This window comes from Halomicrobium katesii DSM 19301 (genome assembly GCF_000379085.1).
GTDB classification, from domain to species: Archaea; Halobacteriota; Halobacteria; order Halobacteriales; family Haloarculaceae; genus Halomicrobium; species Halomicrobium katesii.
Map to the genome: position 1 here is coordinate 2,500,845 of NZ_KB905378.1, position 21,570 is coordinate 2,522,414.

Genomic DNA, 21,570 nt, shown 5'->3' on the forward strand with positions numbered 1-21,570 from the left:
GGGTGATATCGTCGTGTGGTGATATTAACAGTTGTGTCGCGGCGGCCCCACGCTACAGCGTCACCCGCTCGCCGGTCCGGGCGGACTCGACGGCCGCGCGGATCACGCGCATGTCGACGACGCCGTACTCGGACTGCTGGGTCGCGGGGACGGCGTAGTCACGCGTCCACCAGCCCAGACCGACCATCGCGAAGCGGACGGTCCCGTCCGCGCCGGTCTCCCAGTCGCGCCGTATGAAGTCGTCGAAGTGCTCGTCGAGCGCCATGCGAGTAGGGTCGCCCGCGAGCGAGATAAGTGTGTGAGCGCCGGCGGAGTGCCGCGGGGAACACTGATCCGCCCGGTTCCCGTCCCCGACACTTTTTGCGCGGCCGGCTGTCGTGTATCGTATGTCCCCCAGCGCTCGGTCGGTCGCCCGGACCGTGGCCGCCCTGTTCAGCTCGGTCGTGTTGCTCGCCCCGCTGACGTTCGCTCTCCTCGTCGGCGGGACCGTGACGGTGCTCGATCTCCTCGGGCTCACAGTTCCGGAGCCGCTGGCACTCGTCGGGCCGGTCGTCGCCGGAGCGGCGGCGCTGTGGCTCGCCGTCGAGAGCGCGCTGGTCCAGCTGCACGGAGTCGGCGTGCTCGACCGCGGCGGACCGATCCAGCGACGACTCAGGTACCTCGCGATCGGTGTCACCGTCGTCACGGGCGTGATCGCCATCGGTCGCTTCCTCGCGATGACCGTTCCGTGGGCCATCGAGACCGGCTCGACGAGCGTGCTGGTGCTCGCTGGCGCGCTGGCGCTCGCGGTCGTCGGGACGCTCTACCGGACGATCGCGGCCGCCAGGACCGGGTACGAGCGTGTGGGCCGAGCACAGACGGACGAGCCCCGGAGGTAGCGAGGGGTTAGCCGCGCCACTCCAGCACCGTCGCCGCCCACGTGTAGCCCGTCCCGGCGGCGAGAAAGAGGACCACGTCTCCGTCGTCGAGCCAGCCGCGATCCCTGGCCTCGCGGGTCGCGAGCGCCTGGTCGACGCTCTGGACGTGGCCGTACTCCTCCAGATACAGGTGCTCGCGCTCGCCCAGCCCGAACTGGTCACAGAGGTGGTCGTGGAACGACCGCTTCATGTGGGTGATGGCAGCGAAGTCGACGGCGTCGCGGTCGTAGCCCGAGGCGTCGAGGGCGTCGTCGGCCACCGCGAGGAAGTTCGGCAGACTCACCTCGGCGAGTCGGGCTTTCATCGACTCGTGGTCCGGGACGCGCAGGGAGTGGCGACCCTCCTCGGCGGTGGCGTTCGAGGGGGGCTCGACCGTCCCGCCGGCCGGGACGATCACGTCGCGCGAGAAGCTCCCGTCCGTAATGGCGGCGCTCTCGCGGACGGTCGCGATGGCGCGCTCCCCGGCGTCCCGTTCGAGGACCATCGCGCTCGCCCCGCTCCCGAAGTTGAACATGAAGGAGGTGTCCGGGTCCCCGTAGTCGACGAGGTCCTCCTCGCGACTCGCGGCGACCAGCAGCGCGCGGTCGATCGAGCCCGTCCGGATCTGTGCGGCCGCCTCTCGGATCGCGATCGGCGCGCCGGCACAGAGCGCGTAGCTCTCGCTGGCGTAGGCGTCGCTCGCGCCCAGCCGCTCGGCCACGTCCGCGGCGAGGCTCCAGACGACGTGGTCTTTGAGCTCGCTCCCGTGGTAGCTGACCAGATCGAGGGCCGCGGCGTCGACGCCGGCGTCGTCCAGCGCCCGCCGTCCCGCCTCGACACAGAGGTCGCTCGGTTGCTCGTCGCGGGCAACGCGCTTCTCGCTGATCCCCATCTTCTCGACGACGACCGACTCGGGGATGCCGGAGCGGTCGGCGATCGTCGCGCCGGAGATCGTCGCCTCGGGCAACGCGACCGCGAGGCCGGTGCAGTGGACCGTCACCGCTCACCCCACAGCCGTTCGGGGAGCCGCCGCGCGACCCGGCCGCCCAGCCGCGAGCGGACCGTGCCGACGATCCCGTCGGGGACGTAGAGGACGAACAGGACGAAGACGATCCCGACGTAGAGGCTCGCGTGGCCGTTCAGCGCGGCGGTGATGAAGCCCTCGACCGTGAGCCCGCCGACGAGTTCGGTCGTCAGGAACTCCTCCGAGAGCGTCTGTTCCAGATACGGGAGCAGGCCGCCGCCCTGGCCCCGCTTCGAGAGGAACTCCCGGACGGTCTCGTCGAACAGGTGGCCCCAGAGCGGGCCGGCGAGGGTCCCGAACCCGCCGATGATGCTGGCCAGCAACGCGTCGCCGCTGGTCAGGAAGTAGAAGCCGGACTCGGGGGTCACGGAGCGTTTGAACCCCGCGAGCAGTCCCCCGGCGACGCCGCCGAAGAAGCCGCTGATCGCGAATGCGCCCAGCTTGTAGCGGAAGGTGTCGTAGCCGATGGCCTCGGCACGCTCCTCGTTCTCGCGGATCGCGACCATGACGCGGCCGAAGGGCGAGTGGAGGATCCGCTGCATCGCCGCGAAACACAGCAGGACGACGACACCCACGGCGTAAAAGGAGACCGTCGTCGTCCCGAGCGTGTGGCCCGCGAGCGCCAGCGTGTCGCCGGTCAGCGTGCCCAGCGCGACGGTCAGCTGATCGACGTAGGGCACCCCGAGCTCGAAGCCGCGGGCTCCGCTCAGCGCGATCCCGTCACGGGGGTTCGAGCCGACGTAGTCCCAGTCCCGGACAAAGACGTACAGCACCTGTGCGAAGCCGAGGGTGATCATCGCGAAGTAGACCCCGGTGAGCCTGAACGAGACCAGGCCGATCACCACCGCGAGCACCGTCGCGAGGACCGCGCCGACGACGAGTGCCACCAGGAACGGCGTCTCGGGACCCAAGAGCGGGACCTTCCCGTTGGCGATCAGGAGGACGGTGTACGCGCCGGTGCCGTAGAACGCCGCGTGGCCGAACGAGAGGTAGCCGGTGTAGCCGCTGATGAAGTCGAACGACATCGCAAAGAGCGAGAAGTACAGCACGGCGACCATCGTCTCCATCCGCGGGAGGACGGTGACGGCCACCTCGCCCAGTGGCGACTGGGTGAGAAGGTGATAGATCGCGGGGTAGATCGCCAACAGCCCGACGACGACGAGGTACACCTGCTGACGCCTGAGCGATTCGATCGGCCAGCTCGTTCGGACCCGCTTCCGGAGACGGGTGGCGACGCTAATGGCCCCCCACCTCCTCGACGCCGTAGATCCCCTGCGGACGGACGATCAGCGCCACCACGAGGATCATGAAGATGGCGACCTCGGGGAGCCAGGTCCACGTGACCGCGACGTTCTGGAACCACCAGGTCGTCGTCGCGTCGACCAGCCCGACGATCAGCCCGCCCACGACCGTCCCGCGGAACGTGCCCAGCCCGCCGATGATGACGACGACGAACGCCGGCAACAGCGACTCGGCGGCCAGCGGGACGCTCGCTCCCCAGACCGGGTCCCACATCAGGAGTGTGCCGGCGACGCCCGCGACGCCCGCACCCAGCGCGAAGACGACCGTGAAGACCCGCCGCACGTCGATGCCCAGCGCCTCCGCCATCTCGCTGTCCTCGCTCCCGGCCCTGATGAACAGGCCGTAGCGCGTGCGCGTGAGGAATCCCCAGATCGCGGCGACCGTCAGCGCGCCGAGGAAGATCTCGAACAGTGCGAGCCCGCGCACGGAGACCGGCCCCAGCGACTGCGACGTTTCCAGGAAAGCAGGGATCGTCCCGAGCGCGGCCTGCCACTCCGCGAGGGGCTGGAGGCCGTAGAAGCCGACGACGATCCGGGCCAGCTCTTCGAGCACGAGCGTCACGCCGAACGTCAGCAGGATCTGGTAGATCGGCGGCCGATCGTACAGCGGCCGGATCAGGCGCACCTCGATGGACCCACCCAGCGCCGACAGCAGGCCGAAGACGACCGCCATCGCGACGAAAAACAGCGCCAGCCGAGCCCACGGCCCCGTTCCCTGTGCCACCGTCAGGACCATCACGAGGCCGCCGAGGTACGCCCCGATCATCGTCAGCGCACCGTGGGCGAAGTTCAGCACGCCCAGCAGCCCGAAGATCAGCGTCAGCCCGGCCGCGATCATGACGTAGATCGCCGCCTTCGAGAGCCCCCGGAGGACGACCTCCGCGAACGTGCCCGGGCGGGCGAACTCGGCGAGGCCGTCGACGAAGCCCGCCTGCAAGAGGGCCTGCTGGGCCAGTTCGAGCGCGAGCGTCATGCGGACAGGTACCTCCTGAGCCGGTCGTCGTCGGCCGACACCGCGTCGGCGTCGCCCTCGTCGACGACCCGCCCGTTGTCAAGGACGTAGAATCGGTCGGCCAGATCCAGCGCCAGCGGGAGGTTCTGCTCGACCAGCAGCATCGTCGTCTCGCTGGCGGCCGCGGCCAGTGCGTCGGCCACGTCGGCGACGATCTGGGGAGCGAGCCCCTCGCTGGGTTCGTCCACCAGCAGGAGATCGTTGTCCCCGACCAGTCCGCGGCCGAGTGCGAGCATCTGCTGTTGGCCCCCCGAGAGCGTGCCGGCCGCCTGATCGCGGCGCTGTTCGAGGATCGGGAACGTCTCGAAGGCGATCGACAGCGCCTCGGCGGCGTCGTCGCCGTCGGGCACCGACACGCGGAGGTTCTCCGCGACGCTCAGCTGGGTGAAGATCCGTCGGTCCTCGGGGATCCACCCGACGCCCATCGCCGCGACCTCGTGCGTCCGGCGGCCGACGAGGTCGGTCCCGTCGTAGGTCACGCTCCCCGACCGCGGGGGCGTCAACTGGAGGATCGAGCGCAGCGTCGTCGTCTTCCCGACGCCGTTGCGACCCATCAACGCGACCACGTCGCCACGTTCGACCGACAGAGAGACGCCTTCGAGGACGTGGCTCTCGCCGTAGTACGTCTCGATGTCGGCCACGTCGAGCAGGGCCACGCTACGCGACCCCCCCGGACGGATCGCCCGGTTCGCCGCCGTCTTCGGCCAGGTCGCCGGTCTGGTAGCCGCCGAGATAGGCCTCCTGGACGGACGGATCGGCGCGCACGTCGCTGGGCTCGCCGTCGGCGATCACCGAGCCCTGGTTCAGGACGACCACGCGGTCCGAGACCTCCATCACGATGTCCATGTTGTGCTCGACGAGCAGGACCGCGTGGTCCCGGGCCACGTCCTCGATGAGCCCGACGATGTCGTCGACGCTCTCGGAGCTGACACCGGCGTTCGGTTCGTCCAGCAAGAGCACGTCCGGGTCGCCGGCCAGCGCGATCGCCACTTCGAGCTGTCGGCCCGCTCCGTGGCTGAGGTTCTGCGCGAGGTCCTCGGCCCGCTCGGACAGCCCGACCCGTTCGAGGATGTCGCGAGCCGCGGTCAGATCCGCCTCGTAGGCGTCGCTTGTCCGCCAGAACGTCGCCGCGTGGTCGCTGTGGGCCTGTACGGCGACCCTGACGTTCTCCAGTACCGTCGAGGTCGGGAAGACGTTCGTGATCTGGTACGAGCGGTGGACGCCGAGGCTCGCGATCTCGGCCGGGGGCGTCGCCGTCATGTCCACCCACTCGCCGTCGTGACGGAACTCGATCCGTCCGTCTGTCGGCTCCAGTGCGCCCGTCAGCAGGTCGAAGAACGTCGTCTTGCCCGCGCCGTTGGGCCCGATCAGCGAGCACAGCTCCGACCCGAGGTCGAAGTCGACGCCGTCGACCGCCGTGATGCCGCCGAACCGCTTCGTGAGTCCCCGCGTCCTGAGCATGTTACAACGAGCAGTTCATGTCGTCGCCGTCTGCCGGAATCGTCACCTGATCCCCGGAGATCCGAGCCAGGGGGTCGCCGGGCTGGATGAGCGAGTCCCAGCTGTCGGCCCACTGGTCCTGTGTCGGAACGGGGTTGGCGACGGTCATCTCCGAACGGGCCTGGTTGTTGTACTCCTGGAAGGTGTAGCCGTTCTCGCCTTTCGGCGTGTCGGTGACGGTCATCCCCTTGAGCGCGTCCGTGATGTCGTCCGGATCCGTCGAGCCGCCCTCGGTGACGGCCTGGTGGATCGCCGACGCGCCCGTGAACGTGCCTGCGGTAAAGAGGTCGGGAACGACGCCGTAGGCGTTCGTGTACGACTCGACGAAGGCGTCGTTGATCGGATTGTCGTACTGGTTCCAGTGATAGCGCGTCGTGAACGGTCCCAGTCCCGCACCCTCGATTTTCTCCTCTGTGAGCGGGTCGCCGAGCACGCGCTGCATCGTCTGGCCGACGACGGCGTTCGTGATCCGGGTGGCGAACCCGCCGAAGGCGCGATAGGAGTACTCGCCCGAGAGGAAGGCGCTGAACAGGTTCGGGAGCGTCGCGACGGTGAACCCGCCGACGATCCCCTCCGCGCCCGCGTCTTCGGCGTTCTCCAGCAGCCCGTCCCACTCCGAGTACCCCTGGTTGACGAACCGCTCGCCGACGATCTCGATGCCCTCGGACTCCAGCACCGATCGGTAGTTGTTGACGACGGCCCGGCCGAAGCTGTAGTCCGCGCCGAACAGGTACACCCGTGATACGTCGGTCTCGGTGGCGACGTACCGGCCGCCAGAGCGGGCGTCCATCGCCGTGTTCTCGCTGGCACGGTACACCAGATCGCCGCAGGTCTCGCTCTCGGAGGTGATCCCCGCCGACGCCGCCGGCCCGACCATCATCGGGACCGACGACGCCTTCACGACGTTGGTGATGACACGCGAGGCCGCACCCGAGGACGAACAGCCAAAGAGCATGTCGACCCCTTCGTTGCTCACCAGATCCGTCGCGGCCGACTGCGCGCCGTCGGCGGTGAACTCCGTGTCGCGGACGATCAGCTCGTACTCCACGTCGCCGACCGAGAGTGTCGTCGTCCCGGTGCCCACGTCGGTGGGCGGATCGGCGTCGGCCTTGTACGAGAGCCCGGAGAGCAGTCCCCAGAGGCCCTGTTGCCCGTAGTACGCCAGGTCCCCCGAGAGCGGCTGGAGGACACCGATCGAGAGCCGTTCCGAACTCGACTGTGTCGTCGACGTGTCTTGCATGTTTGTCTCTGTGTCGCCGCCGTCGCCACTCGCCGCCGTGTCGCCGTCACCACCGTCGCCGGTACAGCCCGCGAGGGCGACGACGCCCGCAGCACCAAGCGATCGGATCGCACGCCGTCTCGTGACAGTCCGATCCATAACGAATAATGACTAGCCCCACAGCCACAAAGCCACGAAGGTTTACATGTTAACGAGAGAGAGAGCGCTACTCGATGTCGTCCAGCGCCGTGACGACGCGGTGGATCATCTTCCGTTGCCCCCGGCGGAGATTCTTCGAGACCGCCGGCTTGGACACGCCGAACTCGTCGGCCAGGCTCCCGAGGGTGGCGTCCCGTGGAGTCTCGAAGTAGCCACTGGAGACGGCGGCCTCCAGGGTCTCGCGCTCGGTATCAGAGAGGTCCTGACATCCCTCGATCAGCGTCATCGCCGCACCGGCGTTTTGCACCAGATCGCCCATCTCCGGGAGAGAGGTGTCAGTGCGCTCGACGACCTCGTACTCGTTGTTCCGGTCGAGCTCCGAGAGGGCGCTGTCGGCCTCGCTACTCGCGTCGAATCCGACGTGCCAGACCTCGCTCCCGTCCTCGATGTAGAAGGGGCCGGTGACGTAGCCGTCGTTGCTCCTGATCGTCGCCATCGCGTCGGTCTCGGCGATGACCGTCCTGATCTGGGCGACGTTGTCGCGCCGCGCCACGAGCGAGCAGTCGTTCATGTTCCCGTGGTCGCGCAGCGTTTCGAGGCCCACGGAGAGCTCCTCCCGGTCGGCACCCTCGACGACCATCCGCGTCTCTAACTCCCGCGTTCGCCGATCGAAGTCCCAGTGGACGGCCGAAAAGGAGAGAGCGTGATCTGCCGTCGTATCGATAAACGGACAGTCGTACTGCTCTACGTCCATTGATAGTTCGATCATGCGACGACCTTTCGGTCGTATACCTCACACTTGACCATAATAAACAATTCCGCCCTCGAAGGTAGTAGGAAAGTATTACCACAGTGATACTGCCGCGGTTCGGACGGCCAACGGCGTCAGGAGCCGTGGGCCGCGACGACCGCGTCGCGGTCGATCTTGTCGGGGCCGCTGCGGGGGAGCGAAGCGACGAAGACGAGGTCTCTCGGCCGCTTGTACCGCGCGAGTCGCCCGTCCAGAAAGGACGCGAGTTCGTCGAGCGTGAGCGAGTCGTCGCCGACGACGACGGCGCGACCGACCTCGCCCCACTGGTCGTCGTCGACGGGCACGACGACGGCGTCGTCGACCTTCGGATGGCCGGAGACGGCGTCCTCGACTTCCGCGGGGAAGACGTTCTCGCCGCCGCTGACGTACATGTTCTTCTTGCGGCCCTCGATGCTGACGTAGCCGTCGTCGTCGATCCGCGCGAGGTCGCCGGTGGCGAGCCAGCCGTCCTCCCGGAAGGTCGCGGCGGTTTCCTCCGGCCGGTGCCAGTACTCCGTCGCGGCGTGGGGCGACCGGAGATGGAGCTCACCGACCTCACCGCGGGGCAGCTCCGCACCGGTGTCGTCGACGATCCGCACGTCGACGTGGACGTTCGGGACGCCGACTGTGTCGGCCTTCTCTCTGGGCCAGTCGTCGGGCATCGCGAAGTTGTTGGGGCCACACTCGGTCAGCCCGTACCCCTGTGAGAGGTCGACGCCGCGGTCCCACCACGCCGACAGCACCGACTCTCGACAGGGGCCGCCGCCGGACTTGGCGAGTCGCAGCGTCGAGAGGTCGGTTTCGGCCCATCGATCGTGGTCGACCATCATCCGCAACACCGCCGGGACGGCGACGAGGAGCGTGGCCGACCGCGCCTCGATCAGTTCGAGCACCTCACCGGGATCGAACTCTCGGGCGAGGACGACGGTCCCGCCCATGTGAAAGACCGGGACCGTCACCACGTTCCACCCGCCGGTGTGGAACATCGGGAACGTCAGCGGCGTCACGTCGTCCGGTCGCAGCCCCCAGGCGGTGACGGTGTTGGTCGCGTTCCAGACGATCGCCTCGTGGCTGAGGACGGTCTCTTTGGGGGTCCCCGTCGAGCCGCCGGTGTGCAAGAACAGGTGTGGGTCTGCCGGCTCCAGCGTCGGCCCGTCGTAGGAGGATCGGTCGGTCGGCAGCGATTCGTCGAGGCGGTCCCAGGTCGTCTCGCCCGCCGTCGCCAGCGAGCGCACCGGACAGTCGATGTCGGCGTCGGCGAGGGCCTCGGCCGCGTCGTCGGCGAAGGGCTCCTCGACGACGAGCAGCGACGGGGCCACGTCGTCGAGCAGCGTCCCGAGTTCCGGCGGTGCCAGGCGATGGGAGAGCGGCGCGAGTACGCCGCCGGTCTTGCCCGTCGCGAAGAACAGATCGACGAACTCGGGACGGTTTCGTGAGAGCACGGCGACGCGGCCGCCCGCGTCCGGATCTGCCCCGCCCTCGCGGGTCACGCCGTGATCGGCCAGCAGGCGAGCACAGCCGTTGGCGCGGCGGTCGAGCTCGCTGTAGGTGTACTCCGCGCCGCTGGTGGCGTCGACCAGTCCGACCCGGTCGGGCGACAGCGCCCGCCTGCGTGCGCTCCAGTCGCCGACCCACCGCTGGGGACCGTACTCAGACATCGTCGAGGAACGACCGGAGGTGTTCGTTGACGGTGTCTGCCCGCTCGATGAAACAGAGGTGCGAGCCGCCGTCGACGGCCACCAGACGACTGCCGGGAATCGCCTCGTCGAGCAGGGTCGCGTTCTCGAAGGGGATCACCTCGTCGGCGGTGCCGTGGACGATCAGCGTCGGCAGGTCGATCTCTCCGAGCCTGTCGCTCTCGTCGAAACCCACCGCGGCGGCGCTCTGCCACTCGTAGGCGTCCTCGGAGGGGTCGGTCTCCAGTCGCCACTCGACGATGCGGTCGACGACATCGGACCGTTCCACCCAGAACTCGTCCGTCACGGCCGGGCGCATCTTGTGTCGGATCGTCGCCGCCTCGTCGTACTCCTCGGGGACGTTCAGCATCCGCTGTCGGGTGGCCGCCGGAATCGGGACCGCCGCCTCGCCGCCCGGCGTCGTCGCGATCAGCGTCAGCGAGTCGGCTCGATCGTAGTCGAGCGCGTACTGCTGGGCGATCATCCCGCCCAGGCTCGCACCCACGACGTGGGCCGTCTCGACGCCAGCGTCGTCGAGCACGGCCTCGAAGTCGGCCGCCATCTGCTCGGTGGTGTACGGCCCCGGCGGCTCGTCGGAGTCGCCCGTCCCGCGGTTGTCCCAGACCAGCGTCTCGTAGGACGCCGAGAGCGCCTCGCGCTGCCAGCGCCACATCCAGGTGCCGTAGCTCAGCCCCTCGACGAACGCGACCGTCTCGGCGTCTGCGGGTCCCGAGCGTTCGTAGGCGAGCGTTACACCGTCGTGCGTGGCAGTCGGCATAGTTTCACTTGGTCGTGATATCCCATCAACATTGACGTTCACGTGTGAACCCCGTCTCTTCACGCCGACGGCCGTCGCGACGGTTCCGTTCGACGGAACGCCCTCGAACGGCCGATCTGGGACCGAACCTCGACGTTCCGTGGTAAGGCAATCATAAACAATGGACGAATGCTTACAGTGGGACGACAGGCATTTTGACTTTCGCTAGAGTTTTAGGACTCCCCCGTGGATCCACTGGTATGAATTTGCACGCCAGGGAAATAAACGAGGACGTGCGCGAGCTGGGGGAGCTCCTCGGGGAAGTGATCGAAGCACAGACGTCCACCGAAGGGTTCGAGACCGTCGAGAACATCCGGACGTCGTCGATCGACTACCGCCGCGGCGACGCCGACGACCGCGACGACGTCGAACGGACGCTCGACCGTCTCTCGCCGGACATGCAGGACATCGTCGCCCGTGCGTTTACCACCTACTTCGAACTGATCAACCTCGCAGAGGAGCGCCAGCGGGTCCGCGAGATCCGCGAGGGGAGCCAGGAGGGCGTACTCGAAGACAGCGTCACCGACGCCGTCGAGAAGCTCTCCGAGCGGGGAGCAGACCCAGAGACTCTCGAACGAGTCCTCGACGACGTGCTCATCGAACCGACGTTTACCGCTCACCCGACCGAGGCGCGACGCAAGACCGTCAAGGCCAAGCTCCGGTCGGTCGCCGGCGACCTCGAAGTGCTCGACGAGGTCCGGCTCACGGACAGCGAACAGGAGGACATCGAGGACGACCTCGCGGCGGAGGTCACGAGCCTCTGGCAGACGCCACAGGTCCGCGACCGCCGCCCGGAGGTGACCGACGAGGCGCTCAACGTCCAGTGGTACATCGAGAACGTCCTCTTCGAAGTGATCGACGAGGTCTACGACGAACTCGCAGACGCCATCGACGAGGAGTACGACGGCGAGGTAGACGTGCCCAAGCTCTACGAGTTCCGCTCGTGGGCCGGCTCCGACCGTGACGGCAACCCCTTCGTCACGCCCGAGATCACCGAGGAGACCCTGGAACGCCAGCGCGATGTCGTGCTCCCGCTGTACCGGGACCGCCTCAAGGAACTGTCTGGCGTGTTGAGCCAGGACGCGAGCAACATCGACACGACCGACGCCTTCGACGAGCGGCTCGCGGACCACAAGGACGCGCTGCCCGGCGTCGCCAGCGAGGCCGAGGAACGCTACCCCGACGAGCCCTACCGCCAGAAGCTGAAGCTGATGCGGGAAGGCGTGCTCCGGGTGGGCGACGTTCGCTCCGGAGGCTATTCCGATTCGAGCGACCTGCTTGCCGACCTCCGGGCCATCGCCGCCGACCTCCGTGCCAACGACGCCGACGTGATCGCCGAGGCCCACGTCGACCCGCTGGTCCGCAAGGTCGACACGTTCGGCTTCACGCTGGCCGGACTGGACATGCGCGACCACCGCAAGATGCACACCGACGCCATCGCGGAGACCGTCGACCGCGACGGCATCGACTACGCCGACATGGACGAAGACGAGCGCGTCGAGTTCCTCACCGAGGCCATCCTGCAGGACGGCCAGATCGTCGACATGGAAGACGTCGACGGCCTCTCTGACGACTCGGCCCGCGTCATCCGACGGTTCCGCAAGCTGGCCGACTGGCAGCGCGAGTTCGGCGTCGACGCCATCGACACCTACGCGATCAGCTGGTGTGAGGAAGCCAGTCACGTGCTGGAAGTGCTCTTCCTGGGCGACCAGGCCGGTATCGTCGACCTGCCGGGCTACTGCGGGCTCGACATCGTCCCCCTGCTGGAGTCGAAGTACGCGCTCGACGGCGCGCGACGCATCATGGGCACGCTGTTCGAGAACGACGCCTACGAGGAGGCACTGGCGGCCCGCAACGGCGTCCAGGAGATCATGCTGGGCTACTCAGACTCCAACAAGGAGAACGGCTACCTCGCCGCCAACTGGTCGCTGTACCGCAACCAGAAGCGACTGGCGGCGATCACCGACGACTTCGACGTGGAGATGCGGCTGTTCCACGGCCGGGGCGGCTCGATCTCTCGGGGCGGCGGCCCGATGAACGACGCGATGCTGGCCCTGCCCAACGAGACCGTGACGGGCCAGATCAAGTTCACCGAGCAGGGCGAAGCCATCGCCGAGAAGTACGCCAACGAAGCCATCGCGGAGCGCAACCTCGAACAGATGCTCAACGCGCAGGTTCGCTCCCGGTACAACGCCCTCGAAGAGCCCGTCGAAGAGGTCCCCGAGGCCTGGGAAGCGGCGATGGAGACGGCCTCGGAGGCGGCCCGCCAGAAGTACGAGTCACTGCTCGGGACCGAGGGATTCGTCGACTTCTTCGAGCAGGCGACGCCGATCTCGGTGATCGAGAACCTCAACATGGGCTCTCGTCCCGCCTCCCGCTCGGGCGACCGCAGCGTCGAGGACCTGCGAGCGATCCCGTGGGTGTTCTCCTGGACCCAGGCCCGCTGTATCATCCCCGGCTGGTACTCGATCGCGACGGGGCTGCAGGCGTATCTCGACGACGGCGGCGACGTGGAGACCCTCCAGGAGATGTACGAGGAGTGGCCGTTCTTCCAGACCAAACTGGACAACGCGTCCCTCGCGCTGGCACGCACCGACTTCGACATCGCCGAGGAGTACGCCGCGCTGGCCGACGACGACCTCCGGGAACGGATCTTCCCCGACATCCGCCAGGAGTACGAGGACACCGTCGACATCGTCACGGAGATCACTGGCCGTGACAGCCTCCTCAAGCGCGAGTGGCTCGAACAGAACCTCGACCGACGGAACCCCTACGTCGACCCGCTCAACCTCCTGCAGGTGCGCCTGCTCGCACAGAGCCACCTCACGGAGACCGAGCGCCGGACGCTGCGCCTGACCGTTCAGGGCATCGCCGCCGGCATGAAAAACACCGGATAGCGTCTCCCGACCGACTGGGCTGGGGGTACCGTGAGACGGCGACGGTCGACGGTTTCGACCGGACTTCCGACTCTGAAACTCTCGTTCTGTTTTTATACTCGATCCGATCCACCAGTGGGTATGGTCCGCCACACTGGCCCCGAGTTCGATCGTGACATCGGCCGACCGCCCTCCCGCTCCGGTATCGGTCCGCCGACGGTGACGCCGTCGCCCCTTCCCGAAATCGAGCGGCGGGGGCGGTGACGATGCAGCTCGAACTCGACGGGATCGGAAAACGGTACGGCGACGAACACGCGCTTCGGGACGTGGATCTCGTGCTCGAACCGGGCGTCGTCGGGCTGCTCGGCCCCAACGGTGCCGGCAAGTCCACGCTCATACGGATCGTCACGACCGTGCTCCAGCCGACCGACGGACGGGTCCGCTGGAACGGGACCGACGTGCGCGAGGAGCCACGCGCGATCAGGGACTCGGTCGGCTATCTCCCCCAGTCGTTCGGCGTGTACCCGAGCCTGACCGCTCGGGAGTTCCTCCGCTATCTGGCGGCGATACGGGGCGTCTCGAACGTCGGCGAGCGCATCGACGACCTCCTCGCGCTCGTCAACCTCGAAGCGGCGGCCGATCGTCGCCTGGGCGGTTTCTCGGGCGGCATGCACCAGCGCGTGGGGATCGCCCAGGCGCTGCTCGCGGACCCGGAGCTGCTGGTCGTCGACGAACCGACCGTCGGACTCGACCCGACGGAGCGCGTCCGCTTCCGGAACGTCCTCGCCGAGCTCGCCGAGGATCGGATCGTGGTGCTCTCGACGCACATCGTCTCGGACGTGGAGGTGACCGCGAGCGACATCGTCCTCCTGCACGACGGACGCGTGCTGGCCCACGAGTCCCCGGCCGCGCTGCTCGACGAGGTCGAGGGTTCGGTCTGGGAGTGGACCGTCGGCGACGACGACCTCGCCGAGGTCAAACGCGAGTACACGATCAGCGGGACGGCCCGGCGCAGCGACGGCGTCGCGGTCCGGGTCGTCTCGGCGTCGCGGCCGACGCCGGCAGCCGAGCCCGCGGAACCGACCCTCGAAGACGCGTACCTCGACGCGATCGGACGATGACCGGGCCACTCATACTGCCGGCTGTAAGTCTGCACGAAATTTCGCGACCACGGGTTCGCGAATATCTCGAAACAGTTATAGCCGGCAGTATCAGACCGGTCGTCGCCGTGGCACTGGCGGACCTCAGAGAGCGGTCGCGCTCGACGACGTTCCTCGTCGTGCCGCTGTTGGTCGCGTACTTCGTGAAGGTCGTCGCCGTCGACTCGACGCTGGTGGTCGGCACCGACTACACCGGCCGCCCGACGATCGCCTGGCTCGCCGGGATGACGGCCGTCATCGGCACGACGGTGCTCGTCCTCTTCGGATTCTCCCTCGTGAAAGGCAGCATCGGCAGAGACCTGGAGACGGGGGTGAGCGAACTGATCGCGCCCTCGTCCCTGTCGAACGGCCAGTACCTCACAGGGAAGTGGCTGAGCAACGTCGCCGTCCTCGCGTTCGGGACGCTGGTCCTGCTCGCTTCGACCGGCGTCGCCTCCCTCTTCGTCGGCGTGGGCGCGTTCGACCCCTGGGCGTTGGTCTCGCCGTTCCTCCTGATCACGATCCCGGCCATGGCCGTCGTCGCGGCGGTCGCGGTCTGTTTCGAGACGATCGGACCGCTCCGTGGCACTGCTGGCACCGTGGTCTACTTCCTGCTCGCGCTGACCGCCATCGTAGCCGGGATCGCACCGGACGCACGGCTGGATCTCGTCGGACTCGCGGTCGTCCGCGACAGCATGGCCCAGTCGATCGCGGCCCAGTATCCCGCCTTCGACGGGTCGGCCTTCGGCTTCACGTACACGGACGATCCGGGCGGTCTCGCCGAGTTCACGTGGGACGGGATCGCCTGGACCGGGCCGCGGCTCGTGGCCCGCCTCCCGGTACTCGCCGCCGCGTGTGGATTCCTCGGTGGGGCCTGGCTCGCGTTCGACCGGTTCGACGACTCGACGCGCTGGTCGTTCCTCTCTCGCTCGGAGTCCGACCGAGAGACCGCGGACGACGGGGTCGAACCGCCGACTGCGGACGATCCGTCGACGACGGCGGATTCGTCGGTCGATGTCGACCTCGCACCCGTCAGCCGCGACGGCGGCTCGACCGTCCCCGTCTTGCTGGCCGAACTCCGGATGGCGGTTCGTGGCTACCCTCGGTGGTGGTACGCTGCGGCCGCGCTGGCCGTCCTCGCGACCGCCGTCGCGCCGATCGGTGTCGTCCGCACGCTGGTCGTCCCGATCGCACTCTTGCTCCCGCTCTCGGCGTGGTCGGCACTCGGGACGCGAGAACGACGACACCGGACGACAGAGCTGGTGTTCGTCGGGACCAGACCGATCCGGCTGCTGGGCGCGACCTACGCGTCCGGCGTCGCGATCGGGCTGTTGGTGTCCGTGCCCGCGCCCGTCCGGTTCGCCCTCTCCGGGATGGACGGTGCGCTCGCGGGCTGGCTCGCGGCCGTCCTGTCGTTGCCGGCGATCGCGCTCGCGCTGGGCGTCTGGACCGGGCGATCCAAGAGCTTCGAGATCGCCTATCTGACGGCGTGGTACCTCGGCCCCGTGAACGGACTCGGCACGCTCGATTACGTCGCCGCCCGGCCGTCGACGGCGTCGGCGGGGATCCCGGTCGTCTACCTGGCTCTCACGGTCGTCGCGCTCGGTGTGGCACTCGTGGGCCGGCGACGACAATAGTCTCCATCACGTTTCGCACGGACGCGGGCGGGAGTTCGGACGTATCAGTTTCCGAAACATCGCGTCGTTCGTCACACGGCACGAAGTATAAGAATCAACTCACGTTCGACCATCCGTGGTGGCGTTGGCCCACCGTCTGTATCCGCCACGATATCGTTCCTCGGTCGGTCTCAGCGCGTCGCCTCGTCACTACGGACCGACCACCGAACGTTTTTGTACGATGGCATAGATGTCACGGGCATGGCGATAGAGACAGTCATGCTGGCACTCGGACACACCGACAGCGAACGCATCGACGAACTCACCGAGACGGTCATCGACATCGCCGGAGCCACCGGCGCGTCGGTGATCCTGTCGCACGTGTTCACCCCAGAAGAGTACGACAACGCGACCGAACGACTCGACTTCAGCGATCCGGCCGACGCGGACGTCGACGAGGTGACGAGCCGACTCTCGATCGTCCGTGACGTCAAGGACTCGCTGGACGACGCGAAGATCGACTACCGGATCACCGGTCGGATCGGCGAACACGGCGCACGGATCGTCGATCTCGCGACCGAGGAAGGGGCCGATCACCTGATCGTCGGCGGTCGCCGTCGATCACCGACCGGCAAGGCCGTGTTCGGATCGACGGCCCAGCACGTCCTGCTCGAATCGCCGTGCCCGGTCACCTTCGTCCGGGGCGACCACTGATACGGTTTATTGTAGTTGCTTACCGGAGATCGTCTACTCCGTGGCGACGATCTCCGGTAAATCGCTACAATAATCCGTATGAGGGTGGGCGTCGTCTCGCTTTTCTGCCGTCTCATACGGAACGTTGTGGGTCTTTACCAGATCGACCGCACGCCGTCGTGCGGTCGACTGGGTAAACGCCGACAGCCGTCCGTCTCACTCGACCAGCGCCGCCGCGACCAGCTCGATCGGGTGGCGGATGTCGTAGCCCGTGCCGTGCTCCATCTGCATCGAGCAGGTGGGGCACTCGGTCATGCCGGTGGTGCTCTCGACGTCCTCCATGTGGTCGAACATCTCCTCACCGATGGCCATCGACTTCTCGTACTTCTCGTCTTTCCAGCCGTAGGTGCCCGAGATACCCGAACAGGAGTCGCCCACGTCCTCGACTGCGACGCCGTCGAGATCGCGGAACAGCTCGACGGCCTGCCGTTCGAGCCCCTGGTTGCGGGCGTGACACGGCGCGTGGTAGGCGAACTCTTCGGCGAGTTCGTCCTCGATCTCGGCGTCCTGGAGCGCGCCACGCACGTCTTCGTGGATCCGGAGGTACTCGATGGACTCGAAGGTGTTCTCGGCCACGTCTTCGATGCCGTCGATGTCGAACAGCTCGGGATACTCCTGTCGCAGCGCCAGCGAGCACGACGTACAGGAGGCGATGGCGTCGTACCCCTCCTCGACCAGATCGGCCATCGAAGAGACGTTGACCTCGGCGTGGCGGCGGGCGTCGTCGAGCATCCCGTTTGCGAACATCGGCGTTCCCGAACAGCCCTGCTCGGGCACGACGATCTCGTAGCCGAAGTGCTCGTAGACGCGAACGAGCGCCCGCGCGACCTCGGGGGTGTTGTACTCGGAGTAACAGCCGTGGAAGTACGCGACCTTCTTGTCGGCGTCGAGGGGTTCGCCGCGGCGTTCGCGGGCGTCGCGAGCGCGCTCGCGGGAACCGGCAGCGCCGCCCTGGGCGGCCCACCACTCGGAGAACGTCTCCGTCGCGAAGGCGGGGAACTCCCGCTCGCTCGTGACACCGAGGGTCTTCTCCATGACCCAGCGAGCCGGCCCGAAGTTCATCGCGACGTTGGCGATCCGGGGGACCTTGCTCGCCAGCCACGCGGACGTGCGGTAGTTGGCGAGGATCCGGTTGCGCCAGTATTCCGTCGAGAGCTTGCTCATCTGCTCGTCGACGTACTCGCCGCGGGCCTCGTTGTGCATCTGGCTGAGCGGGACACCCGAGGGGCAGGCGTCGTCACAGCGCATGCAGTTCGAGCAGTCCATGATGGAGTCGTCGATGGCGAACTCGTCGCCGTCGTCGGTCTGCTTGAGTCGCCACTGCTCCGGTCCCTGGAACTTCGGCCCCGGGAACTCGTCGTCGACTTCCGCGACCGGGCAGTTCGTGTCGCAGGTACTACACTTCGTACAGGAGTCCGCGCCGGGCCGCAGGTCCATTGTCCCCTCGTCGGGGAACACCTGGACCGGCTCGAACTCCTCGCCCGTGTTCGGTTCCGTCGGTTCGAACGACTCCTCCGTCGGTGTGTCTGCTGAATCACTCATGTCAGATCCTCCGTCGCCGCTCTCCCGGCCGCGTAGCCGGTCGCGATCGAGACGCCGCTGCCGGACTTCTCGGCCGCGAAGTCGTAGCCGCCGATCGTCGCCCCAGCCGCTCTGAGATTCTCGAACTCCACGCTTCCGCCGGCCGCACGTGGCCGCAAGTCGCTCCCCACGTCGACGCCGAAGCGCGCGAACGCGTGGTCGTCGAACACGCCGTCTTCGAACCAGTCGTACCGGTCTTCCGGATGTGGGACGTGACAGTCGAAGATCGGCTCTCGAACGCCCTCGCGGTCGCTCTCGACGCCCTTGCTGACCAGCCCGCCCGTCGCGAGGACGTACTGGTCGGCGCTGTAGGGGACCCGAGAGCCGTTCCGTTCGACGACCACGCGTTCGATCCGATCCTCGCCCTCGTAGTCGACGACGGGGTTGCCGACCTCGTAGCGCGCGCCGGACCGGTCGAGCGCCTCGAAGAGACGGTCTTCGAGTCGCAGTCCCGGCAGCGAGGGCGGCCCCATCGGGACTTCGAAGACGGCCACCCCGAGCTCCTCGGCCAGCGTCGCCCGCACCGCGTCGGTGTGATCGTCGCCCAGCACCGCCGGGAAGCCGACGCGTTCGTGGCCGTCGAGGTGGGGGGCGACCCGTTCGGCGAGCGCGGTCCGGGTGTCGACCTTCTGCCCGTCGACCGCGACGGGGCTGTTCTGGTCGAGCAGCTTCGCGTACCGAGTGACCTTGGCGTCGGCCTGGAGATCGCCCGGGAACGTGATCGTCACGCCGTCGGCCGAGAACGGCGCGCCCGCGGCCTCGACGTGACTCGCGGCGAGCGGTGCGTCGAAGTCGACCAGCCGCTCGAAGCCGACCAGGAGCGTGTCCCGGTCGTCGCTGGCGACGCCCTCGGCGGCTCCGGCGGGGTAGCGCGCGGTCGGCTTGACCGTCCCGCCGTGGGTCGGGAGCAGTGCGTTGGTCTCGGTGTGGTCGCCGTGGTAGCCGTCGACGGTCTCGTCGAACAGCGCCATCGCGTCCCGAACCGTCTCGACGCCCACGAGCCGGTAGGGGTGGTCTTCGTGGAGCTCCGGAATCGCGTCGTACGGATCGACGACGACCTCGTCGCCGACGTAGCCGAGCACGTCGATCAGCCCGGAGGCCTGCCGGAGCGAGCTCTGCTTGTAGGAGACCAGGCGCACGTCCGCACCCGCGCGGGCGGCCGCGACCGCGCTCGTCACGCCCGCGAGCCCGCCGCCGACGACCAGCACCTCCGAATCAATCGCCATCTGCGGCCTCCCCGACGGTGTCCGACCCCAGGCGACGATCCGAGCCCGGTCCGCTGTCGAAGGCGGCGAAGTCGACGGGCTGGGTCGCCGGATCGTGGTCGCGGTTCTGCGTCGTCGCGTGCAGCGCGTAGTTGATCATCGCCTGCTGGAGCTGGTTCCCCCAGAGGGCGTGGCGCTGTCCCTTCCACCGCTCCTGTAGCAGGTCGTCCCAGGAGTCTCGAACCGTCGCCTCGTCGAATTCGGGGTGGAGCTCGCCGGCCAGGCGATGGATGCAGAAGCCGCCCTGGCAGTTGCCCATCGACGCTCGGGTCCGGATGCGGGTCCCGTTGAGGTCCGCGCCGGCCTGGGAGATCGCGTCCCGTACTTCCGCGCGCGTGACGCCCTCGCAGTTGCACAGCACCGGGTTCGGCTCGCCGGTGCCGAGCACCTCCTCGGCCCGCGATCCCAGTCGCTCGACGCTGCGCCGGCCGATCGGCGAGCGCAGGCCGAACTCGTCCATGTAGTCTCGCAGCACCGAGAACTCCTCGCTGCCGGGCAGCGACACGTCAGCGGTCCGGCAGTCGGCGTCCATCCCGAACTTGGAGACGACGTGGTCGGCGATCTCCTCGCCCATCATCCGGTAGGTCGTGAACTTCCCGCCGACGATGGTCGTCATACCCGGCAGGCCGTCGCGTTCCTCGTGGTCCAGCAGGAAGTAGTCCCGCGTGATGTCGGTCGGATCTTCGCTGCCCACTTCCGGCGGTTCGTACAGCGGGCGCACGCCCCAGAACGACCGGATCGAGCGCGCGTCGGCGAGCATCGGCACCAGTTCCGAGAGCGTCTCGATCATCTGGTCGACCTCCCACTGCTCTTCGGGGTAGTCCTCCGGGTCCTCGACCTCCTCGTCGGTCGTCCCCAGTATCGCCGTCGTCTCGTGGGGAACGATGATGTCCGCGTCGCCCTTGGGCCGACAGCGGTTGATGACGGTGTCGACCTGCCGGACGTTCATGATCGTCATGACGCCCTTCGAGGGCCGTACGGCCACGTCGAGGTCGGCCATGTCGCCGATCCGGCCGGCCCACGCGCCGGTCGCGTTGACGACGTGGTCGGCCCGGATCGTCTCTCGACCCGACTGGACGCCGTGGACGCGATCGCCGGACTTGGCCCCGTGTTCGACCTCGACGCCGACGATCTCGCCGCTCTCGACGAGCAGATCGGTGACCTTCGAGTGGGTCTCGATCCGGGCACCGTGTTCCTGTGCGCTGGCGGCGTTGGCGACGACGAGCCGGAACGGATCGACCGCGCCGTCGGGGACGGAGATCGCCTTGTCGACGTCCGTCGCGAGGTGGGGCTCGCGTTCGCGTGCGCGTTCGCCCGAGATCACCTCCGCGGGGATGTCGCAGTCGGCACACCCCTGTAGTTTCTCTTCGAAGTACGAGTCGGAGTCTTCCGGACGCTTGACGAACATGCCACCGGTCATCTCGACGCAGTGGCTCGCGATGTCGCGTAACACGCGATTCTCTTCGATACACTCGCGTGCGCTCTTCTGGTCGGAGACCGCGTACCGGCCGCCGCTGTGGAGCAGTCCGTGCATGCGCCCCGTCGTGCCGTGTGTGAGGTTCCCCTGCTCGACGAGGGTCACGTCGGCCCCGCGCATCGCGAGGTCTCGCGCGACGCCCGCGCCGGTCGAGCCACCTCCGACGACGACGATTCGTGGTGTCGATGCCATCTATACTCGGAGTCGTTGGGTCGCCACCCACTTTACTTCACCGACGAACGGACACCGACAGTAAAACTAGTGGTCGTTAACACGATTTCGGCGCGTCACGAGGACGATGCTCGCCGACGCCGACTGTCTCGCTGGCTCTCGGCGCTGCCGACTGAGACATGATCCTGAAAATCGGGCGGTAAAACCGCTTTAGACACCGATACAGTATCTTTACCCACCTTATACATCCACCAATAACTATTATATACGTACGGTATGGACAGGACACGTATCGTAT

At 67.7% G+C, this 21,570-nt stretch carries 19 protein-coding genes; 6 read left to right on the forward strand and 13 right to left on the reverse strand.

What is annotated here, in order from left to right:
* Window positions 1–52 precede the first annotated feature (52 nt).
* Window positions 53–265 (reverse strand): hypothetical protein, encoded by a 213-nt coding sequence (locus HALKA_RS0113190; RefSeq protein ID WP_018258430.1) that lies wholly within the window; start codon window positions 263–265, stop codon window positions 53–55.
* A gap of 121 nt (window positions 266–386) precedes the next feature.
* On the opposite strand from HALKA_RS0113190, the gene HALKA_RS0113195 reads away from it, so the two are divergent.
* The gene (locus HALKA_RS0113195) at window positions 387–878 is read left to right on the forward strand and encodes a hypothetical protein (RefSeq protein ID WP_018258431.1); all 492 of its coding nucleotides are present in this window, start codon (window positions 387–389) and stop codon (window positions 876–878) included.
* Between the two features lie 7 nt (window positions 879–885).
* Here HALKA_RS0113195 and HALKA_RS0113200 read toward each other — a convergent pair whose 3' ends face one another.
* The 9 genes from HALKA_RS0113200 to HALKA_RS0113240 all read right to left on the reverse strand — a co-directional run bounded on the left by HALKA_RS0113200 (window position 886) and on the right by HALKA_RS0113240 (window position 10,355).
* On the reverse strand, window positions 886–1,896 hold the full coding sequence (locus HALKA_RS0113200; RefSeq protein ID WP_018258432.1) for a 3-oxoacyl-ACP synthase: 1,011 nt from the start codon (window positions 1,894–1,896) through the stop codon (window positions 886–888).
* Window positions 1,893–3,089, reverse strand: a complete 1,197-nt coding sequence (locus HALKA_RS0113205; protein WP_018258433.1) for a branched-chain amino acid ABC transporter permease — start codon at window positions 3,087–3,089, stop codon at window positions 1,893–1,895. Before HALKA_RS0113205 ends, HALKA_RS0113200 begins: the two co-directional genes overlap by 4 nt.
* A gap of 67 nt (window positions 3,090–3,156) precedes the next feature.
* On the reverse strand, window positions 3,157–4,194 hold the full coding sequence (locus HALKA_RS0113210; RefSeq protein WP_018258434.1) for a branched-chain amino acid ABC transporter permease: 1,038 nt from the start codon (window positions 4,192–4,194) through the stop codon (window positions 3,157–3,159).
* A complete protein-coding gene (locus HALKA_RS0113215) occupies window positions 4,191–4,889 on the reverse strand; it encodes an ABC transporter ATP-binding protein (protein ID WP_018258435.1) in 699 nt (232 codons plus the stop codon). The genes HALKA_RS0113210 and HALKA_RS0113215 overlap by 4 nt, the downstream gene beginning before the upstream one ends.
* Window position 4,890: 1 nt before the next feature.
* Complete coding sequence (locus tag HALKA_RS0113220; RefSeq protein ID WP_018258436.1) at window positions 4,891–5,694, reverse strand: ABC transporter ATP-binding protein; 804 nt, start codon at window positions 5,692–5,694, stop codon at window positions 4,891–4,893.
* 1 nt (window position 5,695) lies between these two features.
* Window positions 5,696–7,111: an ABC transporter substrate-binding protein gene (locus tag HALKA_RS0113225; RefSeq protein WP_018258437.1), complete on the reverse strand. Its 1,416-nt coding sequence runs from the start codon at window positions 7,109–7,111 to the stop codon at window positions 5,696–5,698.
* 67 nt (window positions 7,112–7,178) lie between these two features.
* Entirely contained in the window at window positions 7,179–7,880 is a 702-nt protein-coding gene (locus HALKA_RS0113230; protein WP_015763475.1) for a helix-turn-helix domain-containing protein, read from the reverse strand.
* A 116-nt stretch (window positions 7,881–7,996) separates the two neighbouring features.
* Window positions 7,997–9,559 carry an AMP-binding protein gene (locus HALKA_RS0113235; protein WP_018258439.1) on the reverse strand — a complete coding sequence of 521 codons (1,563 nt, stop codon included), beginning with the start codon at window positions 9,557–9,559 and terminating at the stop codon, window positions 7,997–7,999.
* Entirely contained in the window at window positions 9,552–10,355 is an 804-nt protein-coding gene (locus HALKA_RS0113240; RefSeq protein ID WP_018258440.1) for an alpha/beta fold hydrolase, read from the reverse strand. The genes HALKA_RS0113235 and HALKA_RS0113240 overlap by 8 nt, the downstream gene beginning before the upstream one ends.
* A 239-nt stretch (window positions 10,356–10,594) precedes the next feature.
* On the opposite strand from HALKA_RS0113240, the gene ppc reads away from it, so the two are divergent.
* From ppc to HALKA_RS0113265, 5 genes are all read left to right on the forward strand, one after another.
* Window positions 10,595–13,291, forward strand: coding sequence for a phosphoenolpyruvate carboxylase (gene ppc, locus HALKA_RS0113245; protein ID WP_026190309.1), 2,697 nt, complete (start codon window positions 10,595–10,597; stop codon window positions 13,289–13,291).
* A 120-nt stretch (window positions 13,292–13,411) separates the two neighbouring features.
* Window positions 13,412–13,534, forward strand: a complete 123-nt coding sequence (locus HALKA_RS22170; RefSeq protein WP_018258442.1) for a hypothetical protein — start codon at window positions 13,412–13,414, stop codon at window positions 13,532–13,534.
* Window positions 13,535–13,536: 2 nt separating this feature from the next.
* The gene (locus HALKA_RS0113255; protein ID WP_018258443.1) at window positions 13,537–14,391 is read left to right on the forward strand and encodes an ABC transporter ATP-binding protein; all 855 of its coding nucleotides are present in this window, start codon (window positions 13,537–13,539) and stop codon (window positions 14,389–14,391) included.
* Between the two features lie 107 nt (window positions 14,392–14,498).
* Entirely contained in the window at window positions 14,499–16,046 is a 1,548-nt protein-coding gene (locus HALKA_RS0113260) for an ABC transporter permease (protein WP_018258444.1), read from the forward strand.
* 240 nt (window positions 16,047–16,286) lie between these two features.
* On the forward strand, window positions 16,287–16,739 hold the full coding sequence (locus HALKA_RS0113265) for a universal stress protein (protein ID WP_018258445.1): 453 nt from the start codon (window positions 16,287–16,289) through the stop codon (window positions 16,737–16,739).
* A 195-nt stretch (window positions 16,740–16,934) separates the two neighbouring features.
* Here the strand turns inward: HALKA_RS0113265 and HALKA_RS0113270 are convergent, their stop codons facing one another.
* From HALKA_RS0113270 to glpA, 3 genes are read right to left on the reverse strand one after another with little or no spacing between them, the layout of a single operon-like run.
* Window positions 16,935–18,320, reverse strand: coding sequence for an anaerobic glycerol-3-phosphate dehydrogenase subunit C (locus HALKA_RS0113270; RefSeq protein WP_018258446.1), 1,386 nt, complete (start codon window positions 18,318–18,320; stop codon window positions 16,935–16,937).
* Window positions 18,317–19,585, reverse strand: coding sequence for a glycerol-3-phosphate dehydrogenase subunit GlpB (glpB, locus tag HALKA_RS0113275; RefSeq protein ID WP_018258447.1), 1,269 nt, complete (start codon window positions 19,583–19,585; stop codon window positions 18,317–18,319). The genes HALKA_RS0113270 and glpB overlap by 4 nt, the downstream gene beginning before the upstream one ends.
* Entirely contained in the window at window positions 19,575–21,293 is a 1,719-nt protein-coding gene (glpA, locus tag HALKA_RS0113280; protein ID WP_018258448.1) for an anaerobic glycerol-3-phosphate dehydrogenase subunit GlpA, read from the reverse strand. Before glpA ends, glpB begins: the two co-directional genes overlap by 11 nt.
* Window positions 21,294–21,570 lie beyond the last annotated feature (277 nt).